A 19,404-nucleotide genomic window follows, 5' to 3' on the forward strand; every position below is an offset into this window, starting at 1 on the left:
TTTAAAGAAATCAATTGCTATATTTATATAGCTTATAATACCTATTATATATCAAGTAACATGTTTAACTATAAGAACTTACTCTATATTATTTCACTTGTTGTATTCTTCAGCTGTCATGGACATCATGCAATTAACCCTAAAGATCCAGCAGAAATCATAGAGAAAAAAGAACAGTTATCATTAAACAAAGACTATTCAACACTTGGAGACCTGATTTACACGATTGATTTTCAAGTAAAAACAGATAATGTAAATGATTATGAAGATGGTTTCATTCCTTGGATACAATTAGAAAAACCCGATGCTGACATGGCCAATCTTCATAATAAGGATGAAATTGTACTGAACAACTCTTCAGTAGAAATACTTATAGACTATCCCTTGAACAAGGAATATAAGTTCACGATAACATCAGAAAAGGGTTTTACCAGAGAACAATTATTACATGCAATCAGTAAACAATATTACATGCTCTATGAGGAAGAAGAAAATAGTGCTACGGTGAAAACGGTTCCATTAGAGAAAAGAACGACCATGTACAATCGAAATGAAACAGATGGTAAATACGGAATTTGGGGGCATGATATAGCAGATTTAGTTCTTTCCAGCATTTTAGTCTACAGATCAAATAATGGAAAAACAATACTTGCACTTCAGATTGAGTCCTAAATCAGTACTGCGAACTATTGACCTATGGCATAAAAATCATCAATAAAAATATCATTTTTGACAGAAATGCATAAATTGAAACGATCACCATCCCAACATAAATGTAAAAAGCTCATTTGATCAATTAAAATAAACATATATATGGACAAAAAAATAATATTACTTTTAGCAAGTTACATTTTAGGGTTTTCAAATTCATATGCACAGGTGACTTCATTTAACATTGACAGCACCAAATTCAAAAAAGAGGTAGCATTGGAATTGGATTCGATCTTCTTTAAAGATCAAGAATATCGAAAACAGTATATACAACTTACTAGAAATGGTGCCGATAAAAATGAATTAGCCATTGCATCCAATAATATTCGAATTGCCGATTCGCTCAATCTGATAACAGTTACAAAAATACTTGACCATGATGGCTGGATGGGACCACAGGACATCGGTATGTTTGCCAGTCAAGGTCTATTTTTAGTTATTCAGCATGCAAATTTAACTATTCAGGAAAAGTATCTACCAATAGTCGAGGAGGCTGAAAAGAACGGTAAAACCTTTTCTAGTAATTTGGCCATCTTAAAAGATAGAATTGCCGTCCGAAAAGGCCAAGAACAGCCGTACGGAAGTCAGGGATTCACCGACAAAAAGACTAAGAAAAATTTTATTTATCCAATTATGGACATTCATAATCTTGACAAAAGAAGAGCTGCTATGGGACTTCCACCCATGGTAGAATATGTACCTGGATGGAATATAGAAAAGTACAATACGGATTTACCTGAGATAAAAGAAGCTATAAAAATAATGAAACAGTAACCCCGAAATCCTCAGGTTCATGAAGAACTGCATTTTTCCTAATAAGATTAAGTTCAGTTGAGCACACAAAAGCCACTTCTTTATAAAGAAGTGGCTTTTATCAATTAAGTTTTTAGAATTATTAATTGATAAAAAAAACTTAAATATTTAGCGAATACGTGACCTTAATGAGTCCTCCCGTTTAGCATCCCAGTAGCCACAGTCAAGCTCTATAAATACCGAGGTGTAAGGTTGTAATGATTCCGTCTTAAGAACAATCACTTTAAACAGTTTTGATGCCTCATCTATTTTTTTGAATATCGCTTCGTGTGGAATATCCTGAACAGTATATTTACTACAGAGGGCTTTAACCTCCTTTTTATACTTATCTACACCTTTTACTAAACCCTCATCCAGATAATTGAGTTCTGCATCCTGATAAATGATCGGTTTGATATGAGCTTGCATCTGAAATATACTGTCCATTTCGCGCAGCACATCCATCATTTCTGCTCCAGTATTGATCATCACAATATCCGAATTATTAGGTGCTGGGTAGGCCTTATCAACAATCAAAATCCAGTTCCGATGTCCCAACAAAGGCAGCTGCTCTTCTAACCTTTGTTGCCAATCCTTATTGTTTACGCTTCCCTTTTGCTGAACACTGGCGGGTTGACAAGCGACTAAAGAAAGTATCAGCAGCAATACCATTATAGTTCTCAATCTTCTTATCATGACCAGGTAATCTGAAGTAAATCCCCCTTGTTCAGTTGCAGTTCTTTCTGAAATGTTACTGTTAACGTACCCGAAGCGTCCTCTACTCTCGACAATTTTAGGGGTTTATTATTTAGAACTGCTTTCAGTCGATCCTTTTTTACAGGCTCATCTCTAACCTTACCTATCGAAAACTTCTGCAACTGTAAATTTCCATAAGCGACAGACAGCTGACTTGTCTGTTCAGTATCTTGTTGAATCTGTTCATAACTTCCCCATGCTTCTGCTGTTGTGAAAGGGCTTTTGAACTTTTCTGGCAATACCTTCGGTGCAAAAGCCAAGTATTTATTAGGACCATGATACGCATATCCACAAGCATTCACAAATGTACCATAGCTTGCCATGGCACGGGCATAATGATCACTACATTCTATTTCATTAAATGGATTCCGCTTTGCAGCATGGTAACGGTCATGAATGACCCGGGTCAAAACTAAGCTCTCCTCCACCATACCTTCTGCCATCATATGCGCGGCTACCTGATGTTCAAATCCGCTCATACATTCATGAAAATAACCCAATTGCCAGGTTTCATTTTCGCCATAAGCTTTCGCTTCATTTTTAGGGTTGGTATTCATCACCATCCCTCCCTCTCCGGCTAGAGCATAGGGACGACCATTCAAATGCGTTTTGATATAAGGACCTACATCCATTGTAAAGTTGTACTTCCATAAAGCACGTAAAGCCGCCAATGTCTGTTTTTGATCATTGATACGGGGCATCCCCAATTGAAAAGTCCATGCCTGTCCATACACCTGATCAATATGGCAAGTGTTGTAAGAACCCAGATTTTTACGGCCAGATTCTGTATTGGGACGATGAATATAATAATCACCATTAAAGAGGTCTTTATCCATATTCACGGAGCCTTTCTTGACATAATCGTAGCACAATTTTGCAAAACTCCTGTCTCCCATTTCCGTAGCCATTGCCCCTCCAGCTTGTACAGCAGCCAAACAAAGACCTACAATCCATGATATCTCACCTTCCCAGACCGCATCGAGCGTATTTTCCATAGGTGTATCGGTCATACCGTCACCGTTCTTGTCTTGATCAATGATAAACTGGATCGCTTTTTTTAAATTAGCCCAATTTCTCTTCAAAAAAACATTGTCGCTAGACATCTGATGATCCCGGTAAAAACGAAGTACAACACCTGCCTGCCCATCTATAGCAGGACGGCTTTCATATTCGGCTCTAAAAATAATCGCCCCAGTCTCTGGTTTAAAGGCAATGTCAAGATCCGTGACCTCACGCAGATTACGCTCCAGCTCAGGAAATATACGTCCCATGGCCTGTCCGTACTGCCAGACGTGTGTGCAGGTTCCTGCACATGCACCGATACCTTCCCAGCCCCAAAAACGGCCCGTTGCGAACCGATACGTATTGGCTGTAGCCAAAGTTCCGATATTAACAAAAGTGCGGTCCAGGAACCAGTACGGAAGCGTCGAGTCATTCCACGTATCAGCCCATAATAATGTGTTTTCGTCCAGTTTATTTCTCTCCTGATTATAATATTCCAGTACATGATAAGCATTACTAAACTTTGTTCCGTACCAATAACCGTTCTGCGCATCTTTAATTCTTTCCTTCAGCTTAGGATGAACATTGTTAAAATACCAACTTATCGCATAAGAGATTTTAACCTTTGTAGTAGCAGGTATCTTTCTTTTAACAGTAAGACTCCCCACCTGCAACTCATTAAAACCGATATTGCTAGACCCTGCTTCACTGATTAGATCAGCAGGGTTTATAGGCCATTCTTTAATTTGTGCTACAGCAATCGCATCACTGTGCTGGCACGATATGGCCATAGAACCATAATCACTGGCTATAAGATCTTTCTCCGGAACCTGTTGACATTCGAAAAATAACGCTTTCCCATCAATAAGATTTTTCGAAACCGACACTTTACGGACCGATGAAAAGTCTTTTCTATTCTTATGAACCCCATTTTCTAGCCAGCCACTAATCAGTACATCCAATGGTTGATCAGTTTTATTAACGACTTCAACATGCAGCGTAGTCATAGGCAGTGAAGAATTTTCGATATCCAACGGAATAAAAGGAGAATAAGCCGTAAGCTTTACATCAACCGGAAAATCAGCACTACTGTAAGTTACTGTACATGTCGGGTACGAGGGTTCAAATACAATTTCGTCCCAATGGTTTTCGCGGAGTTCTTTTATCAACTGCCTACCCTTATAATACACAGAGATTGCAAATCCCTGTTCCAGTACGCGTAGATTATCTGCAATAGCCGGCTCAATATAAGCAGAACCATCTCTTGGACGAATCCGAACCTGTTCTTTACCGTTGTTCCATAGCACTATTTTCGGTTCTACACCTTCCTTCATACCATCGTAAGATTCGTTGTAAATCTGCCACAGCCACAACCGGCCGTCCCCCCCGATATACACAGTACCAGTATGAAGTCCTCCAATAGGCATACCGATATATTTGAGCTCATTTTTACTTTTAAAGTACTTGATTTTTTCTCCACGCTCATATAGTGAAGCTAGCCATTGGGGATCTATAGCCTTATCGGCTTCAATATTATGAATTGGTTGTTCCCATGCAAAAATACTGCGGGACCATGCCGGAAACTGTGTCGTCAAAACACCCAAGCTGATTAAACTTGAATTCCTTAAAAAATTTCTTCTGTTCATTATTTACGGTTTATCATGCCTTATTACCATCCTGGGTTCTGAGGCAGTAGGTTTTTATTTTTGTCAATTGAACTCTGTGGCACTGGCCATAGGTAATGTTTACTCTTTTCAAATTTTCGGTTTTGGGCAAGAAATCTCGGTTTAGTCCAGTCACCGATCAGATCATTCTGATTACTGTTGATACCCTCTGCATTTTTATTCAGTACATCTTCCGCAATTCTCCAGCGTAATATGTCAAAATATCGCTTATGTTCTGCAACAAACTCATGCCGTCTTTCTTCCCGAATCAATTTACGCATAACAGCCTGATCTGACAAATCACTATTGCTTAACAAAGGTAGGCCTGCCCTCTTTCTAATGTGATCAATCATGGTTTTGATCTGCAGATCACCAGGTTTAAACTCATTCAATGACTCAGCAATGATCAGTAAGGTTTCAGCATAGCGATAAATAGGCCAATTGGCAAAACCAGCATCTGTTTTAACATACTCCGGTTCGTTAAACTTCAGGTACATATACCCCGTAATTCCCCCGCCCTCACTGTTGATTTTTTCACCCATATTGTAAGCTGGGTGAGGTTGGTAAGCCGCATATTTGCCATTTGGACGCAATACAGGTTCACCCGGTAACATAAATGTTTTTTTCAACCTTTTATCCCTATTTTCCCAAGGTTTTGCCGGATCATATAAATTGGAACTGCGAATGTCTTTACCATCGGTACAGAGATAAGAATCAACCAGTTCGCGGGTCGGACAAAAACTTGCCCAACCATTTCCTGTTATCCCCGTTCCTGCCGGAGAAGCCAGTACTGGTAACATATGGGTTATTTTATCTTCCACGTACTGTCTTGCCAAGATTACTTCAGTCGTATTGAGATTGTTGGCCTGCTTAAACACCTCCGCATAATCGTCGACTAAACCATATCCCATTTTTAAAACTTCGGATGCCGCCTCATAGGCCTGTTTCCACAACTGTGGATCTGCAGCTCCTTCATGATATTGTTTGATACTGGCTTGATGTAAATAGATATTTGCTTTTAACATGTAGGCTGCCCCCTTGTTGATTCTTCCCAAGTTTGCTCCAGTATAATGTTCTGGTAAATGATCGATAGCATAAACCACATTTTCAAGAGCATAGTCCAACACCAGGTTTTTATCTGTCCGCGGTAATGCACTTTCATCAAGATTGATCGGTTCATCTTTGATCAAGGGGATATTGCCGTAATGTTGCACCATTCTAAAATAACGCAATGCTAAAATAAACCGCGCCTCCGCTTCAAGTCTATTTTTTAGATCTTGCGTAAAAGACATTTTACTTAACTGTTGCAAATAATAAAGACATTTCCGAATATCATCATATCTCCACTCCTCCTGAACGTAAGCAGTCGCCGCATTATGATTACCCATACTGATATACCCGAGGCCACCTTCACCCCAAGCATTGGTCATAACAGAATTATCGCTTTGACAATCACGCCAAAAGTCCCGTTCTCCAGGTAATGCTGTATATACTGCATTAAGCCCCACCAGGGCATCATTTTCTGTTTTCCAAAAGTTTTTTTCTGCAGCCTCAGATAATGGATCTCTATCCAAAAACTTTTCACAGTTGCTAAAAAGCACCGGAATAGATGCACAGATTATTATTTTGCTTATAAAATTAAATTTCATGATAGTATATTTTTAAAGGCAATGAAACAGCCTGCAGTACTTGTTTTCATGTTATACGGACAAGCATTTCATCCTTTTTTAAAAGTTAAGATTAACACCAAATGAAAACGTTCTGGATAGAGGATAATAACTTCCCTCTGGATCAAACCCAGGATATGCAGTGATCGTTGCCAGATTCTGTCCCGACAGAAATAACCGAAGTCCGTTGAGTTTCCAATTATCCATAAGACGTTTCGGAAACGTATATCCCACCTGCACATTCTGAATCTTGAGATAGTCGGCCTTTCTTAACCAATAGTCAGAATACTGCTGATCGTTAGAAGTATTTTGTAAGGACAATCTTGGATAACTCGCATCGGTATTCGTTGTTGTCCAATTATCCAGATGCATAGGCCTTGCATTCTGTGTTAGAAAAAATGCCCAGCCTTCATAACCGCTGATGTAACGTACATTTTGTAGTATTCCATAAAAATTAGCCATCATATCCAGATTTCTCCATCCCAAACTGATATTCATACCAAATCGAATACTGGGCTTGTCCCGCAAAATCACACGATCCTCCCCATTGATTACGCCATCATGATTTTGATCTTGATAACGGATGTTCCCTGGAAAAACATTTGTTCCCTGCGATGCGCTGTTCTGAATTTCATCTTCAGATTGAAATAGTCCGATAGCTTGATATCCATAAGGAAGATTGAAGGTATGCCCGACCTCGGTATAGGTTGAGGAACCAATCCAAGGTCCTGTTCCTGCTAAATCCCGGACTTTATTCTTGGAAAAAGAAGTATTAAAGTCCACGGCCCAGTTCCAATCATTTTTGTGATCCTTGTATCCAACCAAAACTTCTAAACCAGAGCTCTTCAGTTTCAACAGGTTGTCTAACGGTCCTGTTAAACCAAATTCTGAAGGTACTGGAGGAGCATACAAGATCTTATCCCTATTATTTATAAAATAATCAATACTGAAATTGATTGTCTTGGCGATTCCCAGATCCAGACCAAAATTAGTCTGTTTCGATTCTTCCCAACTGATATTGGGATTGATCGACACATTGTTCCATGCCCCCGGAACAACCAAACCATTAAACCCGTACATCGCAGGCTCATAGGCCAACACAGCAGCAGTTGCATAGTTACCCACCTTTTCTGCATCACCCAATATTCCCCAAGAACCTCTTAATTTTAAAGAGGAAATTAAATCCCAATGAAAAAAATCTTCCTGATGGATATTCCATCCGGCTGAAAAAGAGGGAAAAATACCCCAACGATAACCTTTTGCAAATCGTGATGAACCATCACCTCTTATATTTGCCTGCAAAAGATAGCGACCTTTATAATCATAATTTAAACGTCCAAATAACGATTGAATGGCTACATCTTTAGCCTGTCCTGCAGATCTCATATTTATTTGACTACCACTGTTAAGCACATCGACTTCTCCAAAAGGGAGATTCTCTCTAAATGCGGAAAATTCTGATGTATTAAAATATTCCTGTGAAAATCCACCTAACAATTTGATGGAATGATCACCAACTTTCTTGTTATAATCTATTGTAAATTGGAGCATATTTCGGTAGTTATTACTCACTCCTTCCGTCAAGCCTGTTGTTCTATTTTGCACAGAAGCGACCTCCCCCTTATCATTGTAAAGATTATAAGTCAAGACCCGATCTTTACTCCAATTATCATAGGTATAACGTGAAAAATTCCCATTAAACTCGAGATCTTGAATCGGTCTAAATACCACTTCAAAAATGCCCATCAGCTCCTTATACTTTTGTTTATTATAACCAGCTTCCTGTACACCCGCAATTGGATTATTCGCAATTGCAGAACCTGTTCCATACTGACCAAATGAATTTTTGATAAAATTAATCGGTGCTATACGCGTAGCTTGACTCTGCCAAGATTCAACCCCTCCCTGGGGTGTATTGATATAAGTTTCTGTATATTGAATATTAGCTCGCGCAGTTAATTTATCCGAAAGTTTAAATGTCATATCGGGCTTAAGGATCACACGGTTGTAATTATTATTCGGTAGCGTACCATTCTGATAATCGTGCGATGCCGAAAATCTATATTTCATTTTTTCTGTATTCCCGGAAAAAGCCAGATAGTTATTGGTGATCAAAGTATTACGTTTATAAATCTCTTCGTACCATTTTACATCTGCATATTTTCCATTTTTAAGATCTTCCAATCCTTTCTGGCCATAAAGAGGTGTCTTACCATCATTAGCCAAAGCTTGATCCCACAGCTTCATAAAATCTTCCGAGCCTACAAAATCAATCTGAAATTGTGGCGATTGTATACCTACTGAACTATTCAGTTCTATCCTTAATTTATCCATCTCCTGACCACTTTTGGTCGTAATCAGGATCACCCCATTTGCAGCGCGAGAACCATATATCGACGCCGAAGCGGCGTCTTTCAATACAGAAACACTTTCGATATCATTAGGATTGAGCGTATTGATATTTCCTGGCACACCATCAATCAAAATCAATGCACCAGAACTTCCTCCAATAGTGGATGTCCCCCGAATATTAATGGTAGCACCACTACCGACTGCTCCACTTCCTTTACTTATATTGAGCCCCGGGACAGTTCCAGCCAACAACTCCTGTACATTCGTGACGGGTTTAGATTTTAATGCTTTTCCAACATTTACCACACCAACCGATCCAGTAAGATCCGATTTCTTCTGTGTACCATATCCCACAACAACAACTTCGTCCAGATTATTAACAACACTCTGTAATGTAATCGTCAGATTTCCACTCTGAGGAATCGTCACCACCTGTGTTTCATAACCGATGAAACTAATCTGTAATTTATCCCCTTCAGCAGCATTAATTTCGAATGTCCCCGATTCATCCGAATGCGTCGCAACTTCACTATCCATTTTCTTAATCGTTACACCAGCAAGTGTGCCTCCTTGACCATCTTTCACCACGCCCTTTACCTTCTTCTCTTGTGACGTTTTAAGCAACTCAACCTCTTTATTGACAATATGCCGTTTTGATGTTGCTTTTGACGCTATTATATACTGATTGCTAGAAATTTTTTCAGCTTTCAGATTTATGCGAGCTAATAAAATATGAAGATCTTTCAATCTTATCGAAGCACTGTCAAAATTTTCTATTGATTGATTTTTAAGCACCTGATCAGCATATACAAAATAGATTTTTTCCCGTTTTGAAATCAGGGATAAAAGCTCATCTAACTTCATCGTACTGACTTTGCCGCTATTATTAAGCTGTTCACTGATGACGATTATATTCGTTTCACTAAACATGCCTGCAGCACGGGCTGTATGCGGACTAAGCACAAGAAGGCCAGGCCACATCAAGACGAATTGTTTGGTCCAGTTGCGGTTCATAATTTGATTTTGAGATTTATGGTTTTATTGATTATTTTTTTTAAAGATTATTTGGTCATTTTCCTTAACAATTTCAATGTTATAAATACTGCTTATAGAGCGGTAAAGATTTTCCTGGTCCCGAACATCAATCTCGCCGCTCATCGTGAAGCCCTGTATTTCCTTTGGTAGATTATTTACAATATCTACGCCTTGTGTGATTTCTAACCAGGTTACAATTTCATGCAGGCTCGTATTATTCAATTGCAACACGCCCGTATGCCAAGCATTCATGAGAACCGCTTTAATCGGCACCAATTTCAATTCATTTCCTTCACTTTTGACCACTTGTCCAGGTGCCATGATGACCTTTTTATCAAACTGATTAACTGATACACGACCTTCATCCAGAGCAATTAACTTGACATGTTTATTATTGATCATGTTGAAACGCGTTCCAAGAACTTTCACCTCAAATCCATCTCCTTTAACTGTAAACGGTACCCGAACTTTATCTTTTAATTTTTTTGCAACATGTAGATAAGCTTCTCCCTCAAGCTCAAGATGTCTACCTTGTTCATCTTCGCGATATTTAATCTGACTCCCCTTATTTAAGATGATCCGACTGCCATCCGGAAGTGATACAGAACGTTGGTCAATTGCAGAAACGATTGCAATAGTATCAACAGATTTATAATCCAAAGGCATATTGAACCATAGCGAAAGCGATAATATAGCGAAGATCATTGCTGCATATGGAATCCAACTGCTAACCATCCGCTTCAAGAATGAAGTTCGAGATACGGGTGAATCCGAATATTCAACAAAGTCATCAACGGCCGACCAAACCTCTGATGCATACGCATCGCCATTAAACACGGATTGCTCAAAATACTGCAGCTCATACAAAGTTCTAGCTAAGTAAGAAACAGGTCTATACGTTAGCCGTTCGGCAAACCATTGCTCCCATTCATCTTGTTCGACAAATTCGGAACGTGCTAATAGTTTACAGAATTCCTGATTTTCATACAAATCATGCAAAAGCTCATCTTCTTCAGGTAGTTTCATTTAAGTCATTTAGGTTCTTCTCACTATTTGTACATCGTACTATTAAAAGACACAAGATCTCAAACTTTACCCCACCCAATCATTAAAAAAAACATATCACACTGATTATCAAGCAAAAATAATTCAACACATCAGATAACAGATCGAAACCATATAAATTCTTATATTTGGTTGGCTGATAAAAGAAGCTTAAGCATCTATTTTTAATGAAACTACTAGAACACGATAATCATGAGTGGAATAATTTCTGTGCGGGAAACCGTACATCATTTAAAGTGATCTATGAGAATTATTTCAACAGTTTATTTCTGTATGGTTTACGCTTTACAGACAATCATGAGGTTATTAAAGATATCATCCAGAACCTGTTTTTTAAATTATGGGAAAACAGAAAGTCACTTCAGGATATTAAGCAACCACGCAGTTATCTGCACCGGGCCTTGCGTAACCTTCTCCTAAATAGTCAGCGCGACTCCAAACAGTACCTACATGAGCCTATTGACGAAGAGCATTATTCATTTCAATTGGATTTACCTATAGAATCTACCATTATTCGTGAAGAAGAACGATTGGAAATTCATAAACAGTTGAAAGACGCTTTCCGTCATCTTACCTCAAAACAAAAGGAAATGCTGTACCTAAAATATGTGAAACAGCTTTCATTTGAAGAAATTGCCGAAATTTTGGAAATTTCAATAAAAGGTACTTATAAGCTACACCAAAGAGCAATACAATCATTAAGAGCACAACTTGGTCAGATAGGAAATTCCCTTTTTTCCCTTATTGTATTGTACTTTCAGATCGTAAAATGATTTACTAAAATTCGATGAACTTATAGTATTAAATAAACGTAAAAGGTTTATACAGATTTTAAAATCGCATCCCTTGCCCATTTATTAGCAGTACAATTTTACCTAACGTCCACAAACTTAGTAACAAAACACGATTAAAGAAATAAGAATAAAGAAAGTTATTTTGATCGAAAAATGATAAAAACCTTTCAGTTTGAAGTATACCCCTGAAATAGAAGAAGGAGATACTATTTGTATCTCCTTCTTCTATCATAAGCCATTTGAACTTATTTAAATCTCAACAGATTAATATGTTTACAATAAAAAACGCTCAAACCAGCTATATATAAAATGATGTCAGGAACAAACTTTAAATTTTACGCCGTTAAGAATTATTTTTGACAACATCAACCATATGATCCAGATCAAACGGTTTTTCGATATAATCATCAGCTTTACAATCTTTTGCTGTTTGAGGCAAATCATATGATGTTGAAGTAAGCACGGCCGATAAATCCTCTGTTTCTGGATCACTTTTCAACTCTTCTATCACTTTCGTACCTTTCTTCCCTCCCCGAATATGCTCATCTACTACCACAACATCGGGTTCGATCTTGTCGATATTTTCAATGGGTTCGGTTGTTAATGATGAAGTAACATCAAAGCCTTCATCTGTCAAAACTTCATCCATGATTTCAAGGATATCTTCATCATCCTGAATAAGCACAACCTTTTTTTTCATATTTCCAACAATTTTGACACAAATATATAGATATAAAATTAATATTCTAAAGACCTAATCAACACCTTTTAAACATGATAACAAATTGACAATCAATAAAATGTATAGTTAAATTTATGTCACAAAAGTTTAACATAAACACACTAGTAGGATAATTAGAAAACTTTTTTTATAGAGCCATCAACATCTCGCGTTCTATTGCCAAGTAACAATTATAAACATTCTAATCTATTTACCACATCGAAAAATATGGGTTAGTTAAAGCCGGAAATACCTGTTCCCTAATTTCATGTTCAATGCGCCCCATTTAATAGATTCAAATGCATACAACATCTTACTGTTATCAGCACTGTATGCTGGCATTACAAAAATATATTGATCATACTATTTTAAATTGTAGGTAGCTTATAACCATTATGGTAAGATGCCGATATTAATTTATCTGCATCTTCAGTACCAAAAGACCAGGTTTCTTGGTTCCAATAAATCTTCTTTCCCGTACGATAGGCAATGTTCCCCATTTGCGAAAATATCGCGATTGCAGCCCCATCCTCCACAGGACAGTTCAAAGTCGATGAATCTCTGCTTTTCACTGCTTCAATAAAATTAACCGCATGCAGATTCAAACCGTCATCAACTGAACGCTGAAAAGCAATGCCATCCATGCGACCCTTTTCAGGAATGACCTCCCAACCGCTTCGGTTAAGCACTAAAGTACCATTGTTTCCAATAAAAGCTACGCCATGATCCTTTCCATAAGGACCACCGTCAATACCTGTAGCATGCTCCCATTGCACATTAAAACCCTCAAACTCATATACCGTGGTTAACGTATCTGGAGTTTCGGCTGCATCTTGAGGATAAGCAAACTTCCCTCCAGATGCCATAATTGAAATCGGTTTAGTCGCCTTCATTCCTAGCAGTGCATAATCAAGCATATGAACACCCCAATCTGTCATTAAGCCACCAGCATAATCCCAATACCACCTAAAATCAAAATGAAATCTATTCGGATTAAAAGGATGTTTCTTTGCAGGACCCAACCACAAGTCATAATTCACACCTGCTGGAACCGGCCCATCAGGTTTAACAGGAATACTTTTCATCCAACCTTGGTATGCCCAAGCTTTTACCAGGCGGATCTTACCCAGCTTTCCGGAATGCACAAATGCTACTGCATCTCGAAAATGTTGTTGACTGCGTTGCCACTGCCCTACCTGAACAATGGATTTACTTTTCTTTACTGCATCCACCATCGCCCTGCATTCAGCGATCGAATTACCCAATGGTTTCTCAACATAAACATCTTTCCCCGCCTGGCAAGCTTCTATCATCTGTAAACAATGCCAATGATCAGGCGTACCGATAACCACGACATCCACATCTTTACTTTTTAATAAATCACGGTAGTTGTTAAAACCTTTTACCGAAATACCTCTTTCTTCAAGCTCTTTTATCCGCTTCCGTAAAACATTGTTGTCCACATCACAAAGTGCTGTACAGACAACATCTGGATGTTTGAGGATCGCATTCAAATCGGACCATCCCATACCGTTAATACCAATGGCACCAACACGAATTTTTTGCGTTGTACCCACTGAAGCATATAGCTTAGGAAACATAGAAGTTAGACCAGCTATTGTAACGACAGCTGTCGAGTTCTTAATAAATTTTCTTCTTGATGTGTTAGTCATAATTGTTTAAAATTTGTTGGTTAATTTGGTTGATCGAGCGATAATACAAAGGGTGTGCATCATTCTAGTTTATTTGTCTTAAAGACATTTAATACATAAAGAACCATATTTTATTCCAAAAAAGCAAAAAAAATAGCAAATTGAAATATATCAATTGTATTTCCCACATTTCCTACACCCTCAAAAACAATGCTTTATCAGTTGCTACATCAATAAGACCAACCACACAGAATCCATATCCTGCATGCATGGCTGTATGAAGCTCTATAGTCCATGATGTAATTGGCCTGGAGCACATAAAAATGCTATTTTCAGATAGCTTGATAATAGAATTTCAAGCTTTGAAATGTGATTATTGTACCCTGATTTCTTTGATATTAAACATTTTTTAACTATCTTAACAAAACACTCAACAATTATCAGTTTCAAATTAAATTTCTGATAAATAAAATGTAAAAGTTATGATATTAAAAGAACAATTACAGAAAATCGCCAATGTAAAAAGTAATCCTTGTGTAACCATCTCGCTGAATACGCATCGTACTCACCCGGATAACCTCACAGATGCAGTTTCCTTGAAGAATTTACTTAAAGAAGCCGAAGATAGATTAACAACAACGTTTGATAAAAAAACAATAGCCCCCCTATTGGAAAAAATACAAACGATAACGACGCAGATCGATCTCAATTATAATCTGGACAGTCTCCATATTTTTCTCTCTAATGATACCGAAGAAATAATAAAATCAGCATGGGAAACAAGTCGTGAAGGCGTACATATCTCCGAAAGATTCGCTGTTCGCTCACTTATCAAATCCTATAATAGAAGTACAAACTATTTGCTGATGTTACTATCACAAAGTGGTGTACAAATTTATGAAGCCGTAAATGATAGCATAGTTACTGAAATAAAGAATGATGACTTTCCCTTTCCGGAGAATACGCTTCAGGTGGCCAACGCAGATCAAGCCAGTAATGCCCGGAAAGTAGATAATATGGTGCGTGAATATTTAAATACCGTCGATAAGGCATTCGTAAAACTGCATCACGATACCGGATTGGCTTGTGTGGTCATCAGTACAGAAGATAATTATGTCAAATTACAAGAAGTAGCTGATATACCAGCGGCCTATATTGGACATGCTCCAATAAATTATAATCACGTTGCTCCTCATGAAATTGTAAAGCAATCTTGGGAGATTATTGAAACATTACAAAAGCAGCAACGTACCGACGCCATCAGTCAGATGAAAGAAGCCGTAGGAACAGGTAAAGTACTGACGGATTTGCAAGAAATCTATCAAGCTTCCCTGGATGGTCGCGGGGAACTTCTAATTATTAATAATGATTTTTCGCAGCCTGTAGTCATGACTGACGAAAGAACATTTGATCTCGTTGACGATGCGAACCTAGAAGATGCCATAGATGATATTGTTAGCAATATCGCTTGGGAAGTACTGTCTAAAAAAGGTCGCGTTGTATTTACAACTCAGACCGACCTAGCTGATTTAGGTGAGATCGCATTGCAAGTCAGGTATTAATAAGTGAGAACTATTAATACGATGCAAACAATTAACGAGGTGCGGGATAATAAATTCCGCACCTTTTATTTTACTTTCAAAACCTTTTTTAAGACATGCATCAGTTCAGTTCCTTGCAATTACTTTAGCATCTTTATCGATTAAAAAATTCATCGCTATTACATTTATGTCGTATTTTTCCTATAGGTTTGATATTATAATAAGGAATAATTGAATACAGTCAAATGATACAGTCTTTTTTACTCATTGGCCAATCAAATATGGCAGGCCGAGGTTACCTAAATGATGTACCTCAGATATTAAATGAAAATATTAAAGTTTTACGCAATGGCAGGTGGCAGATCATGTTTGAACCTATCCATAATGACCGCTCTACCGCAGGGGTTGGCCTTAGTTCTTCATTCGCAGCCTCATGGCAAGCACACAACAAAGAACTTGAAATTGGACTCATTCCCTGTGCAGATGGTGGCACAAGCCTAGATGACTGGTCTATTGGGGGTGCACTTTTTGATCATGCAGTTGCGCAGGCCAAGTTAGCGATCCGCAGCAGCCAATTAGCAGGCATACTATGGCATCAGGGCGAGAACGATAGTTTTGACCATACTGCGGCACATTATAGTGATAAATTTGAAAAAATAATAACTGAATTACGCTCACAATTGGACGCTCCGCATCTGCCTTTGATTATTGGTGAGATTGGAAACTTCTTAACAAACGGGCTTTATGGCCAATATTTTACAAGCTACCCCAAAGTCAATGAAGAATTGTTAAAGTATGCACAATCACACGCACATTGTTATTATGTAACAGCCAAAAATTTGACTGCAAATGAAGATCAGCTTCATTTCGATGCAAAATCTCAAAGAATATTAGGGGTTCGATATTATGAGGCTTTTGCCAAATTACAGCACATAACTACACCATTATTAAATGAAAAAGCACGAGTAGAAGATCTATATACAAGACCTATGACTGAAAATGAAAATAAGCTGCTCTTGCAACACAGATTTGGTTCTGGAGAGATTTCTCAAGAAGAATTTTTAATAAAAATGAAAGCTCTTGGTATTTCATAAGTAGCACAAAAAATAATAACGTTTGATTTTATCATAACAAAATAAGTTTTCCAATACATGTATTAAATAAGAAATTCTAAAAAGCCCTTTTCAATCATTTCAACAGAACATATGCTGAACTTAAATTTTACAGATTTTCCAACGCTGCATACAGAACGGTTAACATTAAAAAAAATACTCAGGAAGAATTATAACTTCATTCATAAACTACATTCCGATCCAGTTACAAACAATTTTGTTGGCCGGGACAATGCGACCAATTTAAAACAGGCAATCAAATACATTGAAAGAATCAATGGAATGGTAAAAAAGAACGAATGTCTGTACTGGGTGATCACTTTAAATAATAATGATGCTTTAATCGGTTCGGTCTGTTGCTGGAACTTTGATCATGAATCTGATATGGTCGAGATTGGTTATGAAATGTTAACAGAATTTCAGAGAAAAGGCTATATGAAAGAAGCTTTGCAGGCTGTTCTTACATTCACTTTCAATAATTTGAAAGCAGCAGTAATTACTGCATTTCCTTCATCAGATAATAGCAATTCTGTAGCAATATTGAAAAAGCTAAATTTTGTATTTGAAAACCAGACTTACAACAACAAACACGTAAACATAGAAAATATAGTTACTTACACGTTAAGACCATAATCATAAAAACAAGTTTAAATGCCATAGTCTTAAATTTAGTTTTGTGACTATGGCATTCATGAAAGGTTATAACGTTTCTAAGATTTTACGGGCTTTTTCATTTTTAGTATTGATTTCAAGCACTTTTCGGTAGTTCAGCTTTGCATTTTCTTTCTGTCCGTCTTTGAGATAAGCCTCAGCTAAACTATCGTAGACATTTTCACTCTCTGGATACAAGATCGTGTTAATGCTAAAAACAGCAATAGCCTGAGCATTTTTTTTCTGATGGAGCAGTTCATATCCTGTACCATTCAGAAAACCTTCTGAAAGCTGCTCATGTTGGCTATCCTCTTGTTTTGCCTTTTGATATGCCTTTACACCTTTTTCAAAATGACCTTCTAAAATTAATGCTAAGGGTACAATTTCATTGCTACCAATCTGAGGACTTTTAGATCGAACAGTTTTATCAGCTAAAGTCTGTACAAGTTCTTTTTTACCAGAACTTGAATCTATATCAAAACTCACCTTGAAATTCCAGTCTCGCATAGCGAATGTATTTTCCCCAACTTTGATAAGTTCCACCGGAGCATCCACATTGCGAACTGTCATCAGTTTACCATTTTCTTTATAGACTTTGATAAAACCATATTTTTCAAACTTGTAGTTCCCTAAATGAGAATTTAAATCTTGCGGACTTAACGGCAGAATTTGATTAGTTGGTGCAATATAATTGGGCCAATGGTAGACTAATGCAACGGATCTCACGAGCTCATTGATAAACAGGGGTTTGTTGGTGTTTGTAAGAATCACAACTCCGTCACCACTTGTTTTACTTCCAATAAAACCACTACTAAATCCCTCATTCCAACCACCATGGGTCACATAAACCTCTCCGTTGTAATTTTCTAGAAAAATGCCCAAACCTATAAAAGGTTCAATAAACGGACTCGTAAATTCTTCTGCCATTTTTTTGGAAATTACCCTACTGCTTTTGCCACTAAGTGTATTTTGAATATCGATGACAAACTTAGCATAATCTTCGGCCGTAGACCACAGACCCGCAGCAGCCTGCTCCGGATAAATATGGTATCGTCCCTCCACTTTACGTCCATCGACACCATAGGCTGTTGCTGTGAACTGCGCTTGTGCTACTGGAAGTGGCTGTGCAAAACTGCTGTTGTGCATAGCAAGAGGGAGGAGCACTTTTTCATGCATAATAGTCGTAAAATCTTTCCCCTCGAGGTCCGAAAGCATCTGTTGCATCACCGTATATCCACCACCTGAATATCGAAAATTAGCCCCCGGAAGCTTATCAACAAAAACTGCAGGAGTATTGGACGGATTTACGCCATCCAACACTTGAACAGCAGTAGGAAGAGGATCACTTACCTTATAACCAGGAAATCCACTTACTGTAAAACCAGCAGTATGGCTCACAATATTTTTTAGTGTAACTTTTTTCGATTTAGTCCATTCATTTTCAGAAACTTTCCATGACTTCAGATATAGATTAACATTACTATCAGGGTCTAACTTTCCCTCTTCCACGGCTTTCAAAGCCGCATAAGCGCTTACAGGCTTACTCATCGACGCTACTTGGAAAAGTGTTTTTGAAGTTACTGGCGTTTTAGAATCAAGATCTGCATAGCCATACGTTTTACTCCAGATAACTTTTGAATCTTTTATAACAGCTATACTCACCCCAGGAACGTTATAAAACTGCATCCGGGAAACGATATCCCAAGAAGCTTCGCCCTCAAAACGGACTGGTGGGATTAATCCAGCTTCGACCTTGGAAATACCTTCTTGAATCGTCATGTGAGTTTGTGCAGAAGCATTTCCCACCAACATTCCGAGAATAATTGTAAGGGAGAGCGGTTTTATAATTATCATATTTATCTTGGCTAAAAGTAAAAATTGAACACTGA

The 19,404-nt window shown here is 37.8% G+C and carries 14 protein-coding genes; 6 read left to right on the forward strand and 8 right to left on the reverse strand.

Annotation, left to right across the window (positions count from 1 at the left end; all coding sequences use genetic code 11):
• Positions 1 to 60 precede the first annotated feature (60 nt).
• Both FHR29_RS08360 and FHR29_RS08365 read left to right on the forward strand, forming a co-directional pair.
• Positions 61 to 672: a hypothetical protein gene (locus tag FHR29_RS08360; protein WP_183913734.1), complete on the forward strand. Its 612-nt coding sequence runs from the start codon at positions 61 to 63 to the stop codon at positions 670 to 672.
• 141 nt (positions 673 to 813) lie between these two features.
• Positions 814 to 1,485 carry a DUF6624 domain-containing protein gene (locus FHR29_RS08365; RefSeq protein WP_183913736.1) on the forward strand — a complete coding sequence of 224 codons (672 nt, stop codon included), beginning with the start codon at positions 814 to 816 and terminating at the stop codon, positions 1,483 to 1,485.
• Between the two features lie 147 nt (positions 1,486 to 1,632).
• Here the strand turns inward: FHR29_RS08365 and FHR29_RS08370 are convergent, their stop codons facing one another.
• From FHR29_RS08370 to FHR29_RS08390, 5 genes are all read right to left on the reverse strand, one after another.
• Positions 1,633 to 2,199 carry an RbsD/FucU domain-containing protein gene (locus tag FHR29_RS08370; RefSeq protein WP_183913739.1) on the reverse strand — a complete coding sequence of 189 codons (567 nt, stop codon included), beginning with the start codon at positions 2,197 to 2,199 and terminating at the stop codon, positions 1,633 to 1,635.
• The gene (locus FHR29_RS08375; protein WP_183913741.1) at positions 2,196 to 4,907 is read right to left on the reverse strand and encodes a GH116 family glycosyl hydrolase; all 2,712 of its coding nucleotides are present in this window, start codon (positions 4,905 to 4,907) and stop codon (positions 2,196 to 2,198) included. The genes FHR29_RS08370 and FHR29_RS08375 overlap by 4 nt, the downstream gene beginning before the upstream one ends.
• Positions 4,908 to 4,930: 23 nt before the next feature.
• The gene (locus FHR29_RS08380; protein WP_183913743.1) at positions 4,931 to 6,574 is read right to left on the reverse strand and encodes a RagB/SusD family nutrient uptake outer membrane protein; all 1,644 of its coding nucleotides are present in this window, start codon (positions 6,572 to 6,574) and stop codon (positions 4,931 to 4,933) included.
• A 78-nt stretch (positions 6,575 to 6,652) separates the two neighbouring features.
• Positions 6,653 to 9,958 (reverse strand): TonB-dependent receptor, encoded by a 3,306-nt coding sequence (locus FHR29_RS08385; RefSeq protein ID WP_183913745.1) that lies wholly within the window; start codon positions 9,956 to 9,958, stop codon positions 6,653 to 6,655.
• 24 nt (positions 9,959 to 9,982) lie between these two features.
• Entirely contained in the window at positions 9,983 to 11,005 is a 1,023-nt protein-coding gene (locus FHR29_RS08390) for a FecR family protein (RefSeq protein WP_183913747.1), read from the reverse strand.
• Between the two features lie 206 nt (positions 11,006 to 11,211).
• Here FHR29_RS08390 and FHR29_RS08395 point away from each other — a divergent pair, with 206 nt between their 5' ends.
• A complete protein-coding gene (locus FHR29_RS08395) occupies positions 11,212 to 11,817 on the forward strand; it encodes an RNA polymerase sigma factor (RefSeq protein ID WP_021192101.1) in 606 nt (201 codons plus the stop codon).
• 364 nt (positions 11,818 to 12,181) lie between these two features.
• On the opposite strand, the gene FHR29_RS08400 is transcribed toward FHR29_RS08395, so the two are convergent.
• Positions 12,182 to 12,538: a response regulator gene (locus FHR29_RS08400; RefSeq protein ID WP_132767591.1), complete on the reverse strand. Its 357-nt coding sequence runs from the start codon at positions 12,536 to 12,538 to the stop codon at positions 12,182 to 12,184.
• 389 nt (positions 12,539 to 12,927) lie between these two features.
• Positions 12,928 to 14,232, reverse strand: coding sequence for a Gfo/Idh/MocA family protein (locus FHR29_RS08405; RefSeq protein WP_183913749.1), 1,305 nt, complete (start codon positions 14,230 to 14,232; stop codon positions 12,928 to 12,930).
• 461 nt (positions 14,233 to 14,693) lie between these two features.
• On the opposite strand from FHR29_RS08405, the gene FHR29_RS08410 reads away from it, so the two are divergent.
• From FHR29_RS08410 to FHR29_RS08420, 3 genes are all read left to right on the forward strand, one after another.
• On the forward strand, positions 14,694 to 15,773 hold the full coding sequence (locus FHR29_RS08410) for a hypothetical protein (RefSeq protein ID WP_183913751.1): 1,080 nt from the start codon (positions 14,694 to 14,696) through the stop codon (positions 15,771 to 15,773).
• Between the two features lie 224 nt (positions 15,774 to 15,997).
• Positions 15,998 to 16,846: a sialate O-acetylesterase gene (locus FHR29_RS08415; RefSeq protein WP_183913754.1), complete on the forward strand. Its 849-nt coding sequence runs from the start codon at positions 15,998 to 16,000 to the stop codon at positions 16,844 to 16,846.
• A gap of 111 nt (positions 16,847 to 16,957) precedes the next feature.
• Positions 16,958 to 17,497, forward strand: a complete 540-nt coding sequence (locus tag FHR29_RS08420) for a GNAT family N-acetyltransferase (protein ID WP_183913755.1) — start codon at positions 16,958 to 16,960, stop codon at positions 17,495 to 17,497.
• Between the two features lie 66 nt (positions 17,498 to 17,563).
• On the opposite strand, the gene FHR29_RS08425 is transcribed toward FHR29_RS08420, so the two are convergent.
• On the reverse strand, positions 17,564 to 19,369 hold the full coding sequence (locus FHR29_RS08425) for a serine hydrolase (protein ID WP_183913757.1): 1,806 nt from the start codon (positions 19,367 to 19,369) through the stop codon (positions 17,564 to 17,566).
• Positions 19,370 to 19,404: the final 35 nt, after the last annotated feature.

It is taken from the genome of Sphingobacterium sp. JUb56 (assembly GCF_014191365.1).
Taxonomy (GTDB): Bacteria; Bacteroidota; Bacteroidia; order Sphingobacteriales; family Sphingobacteriaceae; genus Sphingobacterium; species Sphingobacterium anhuiense.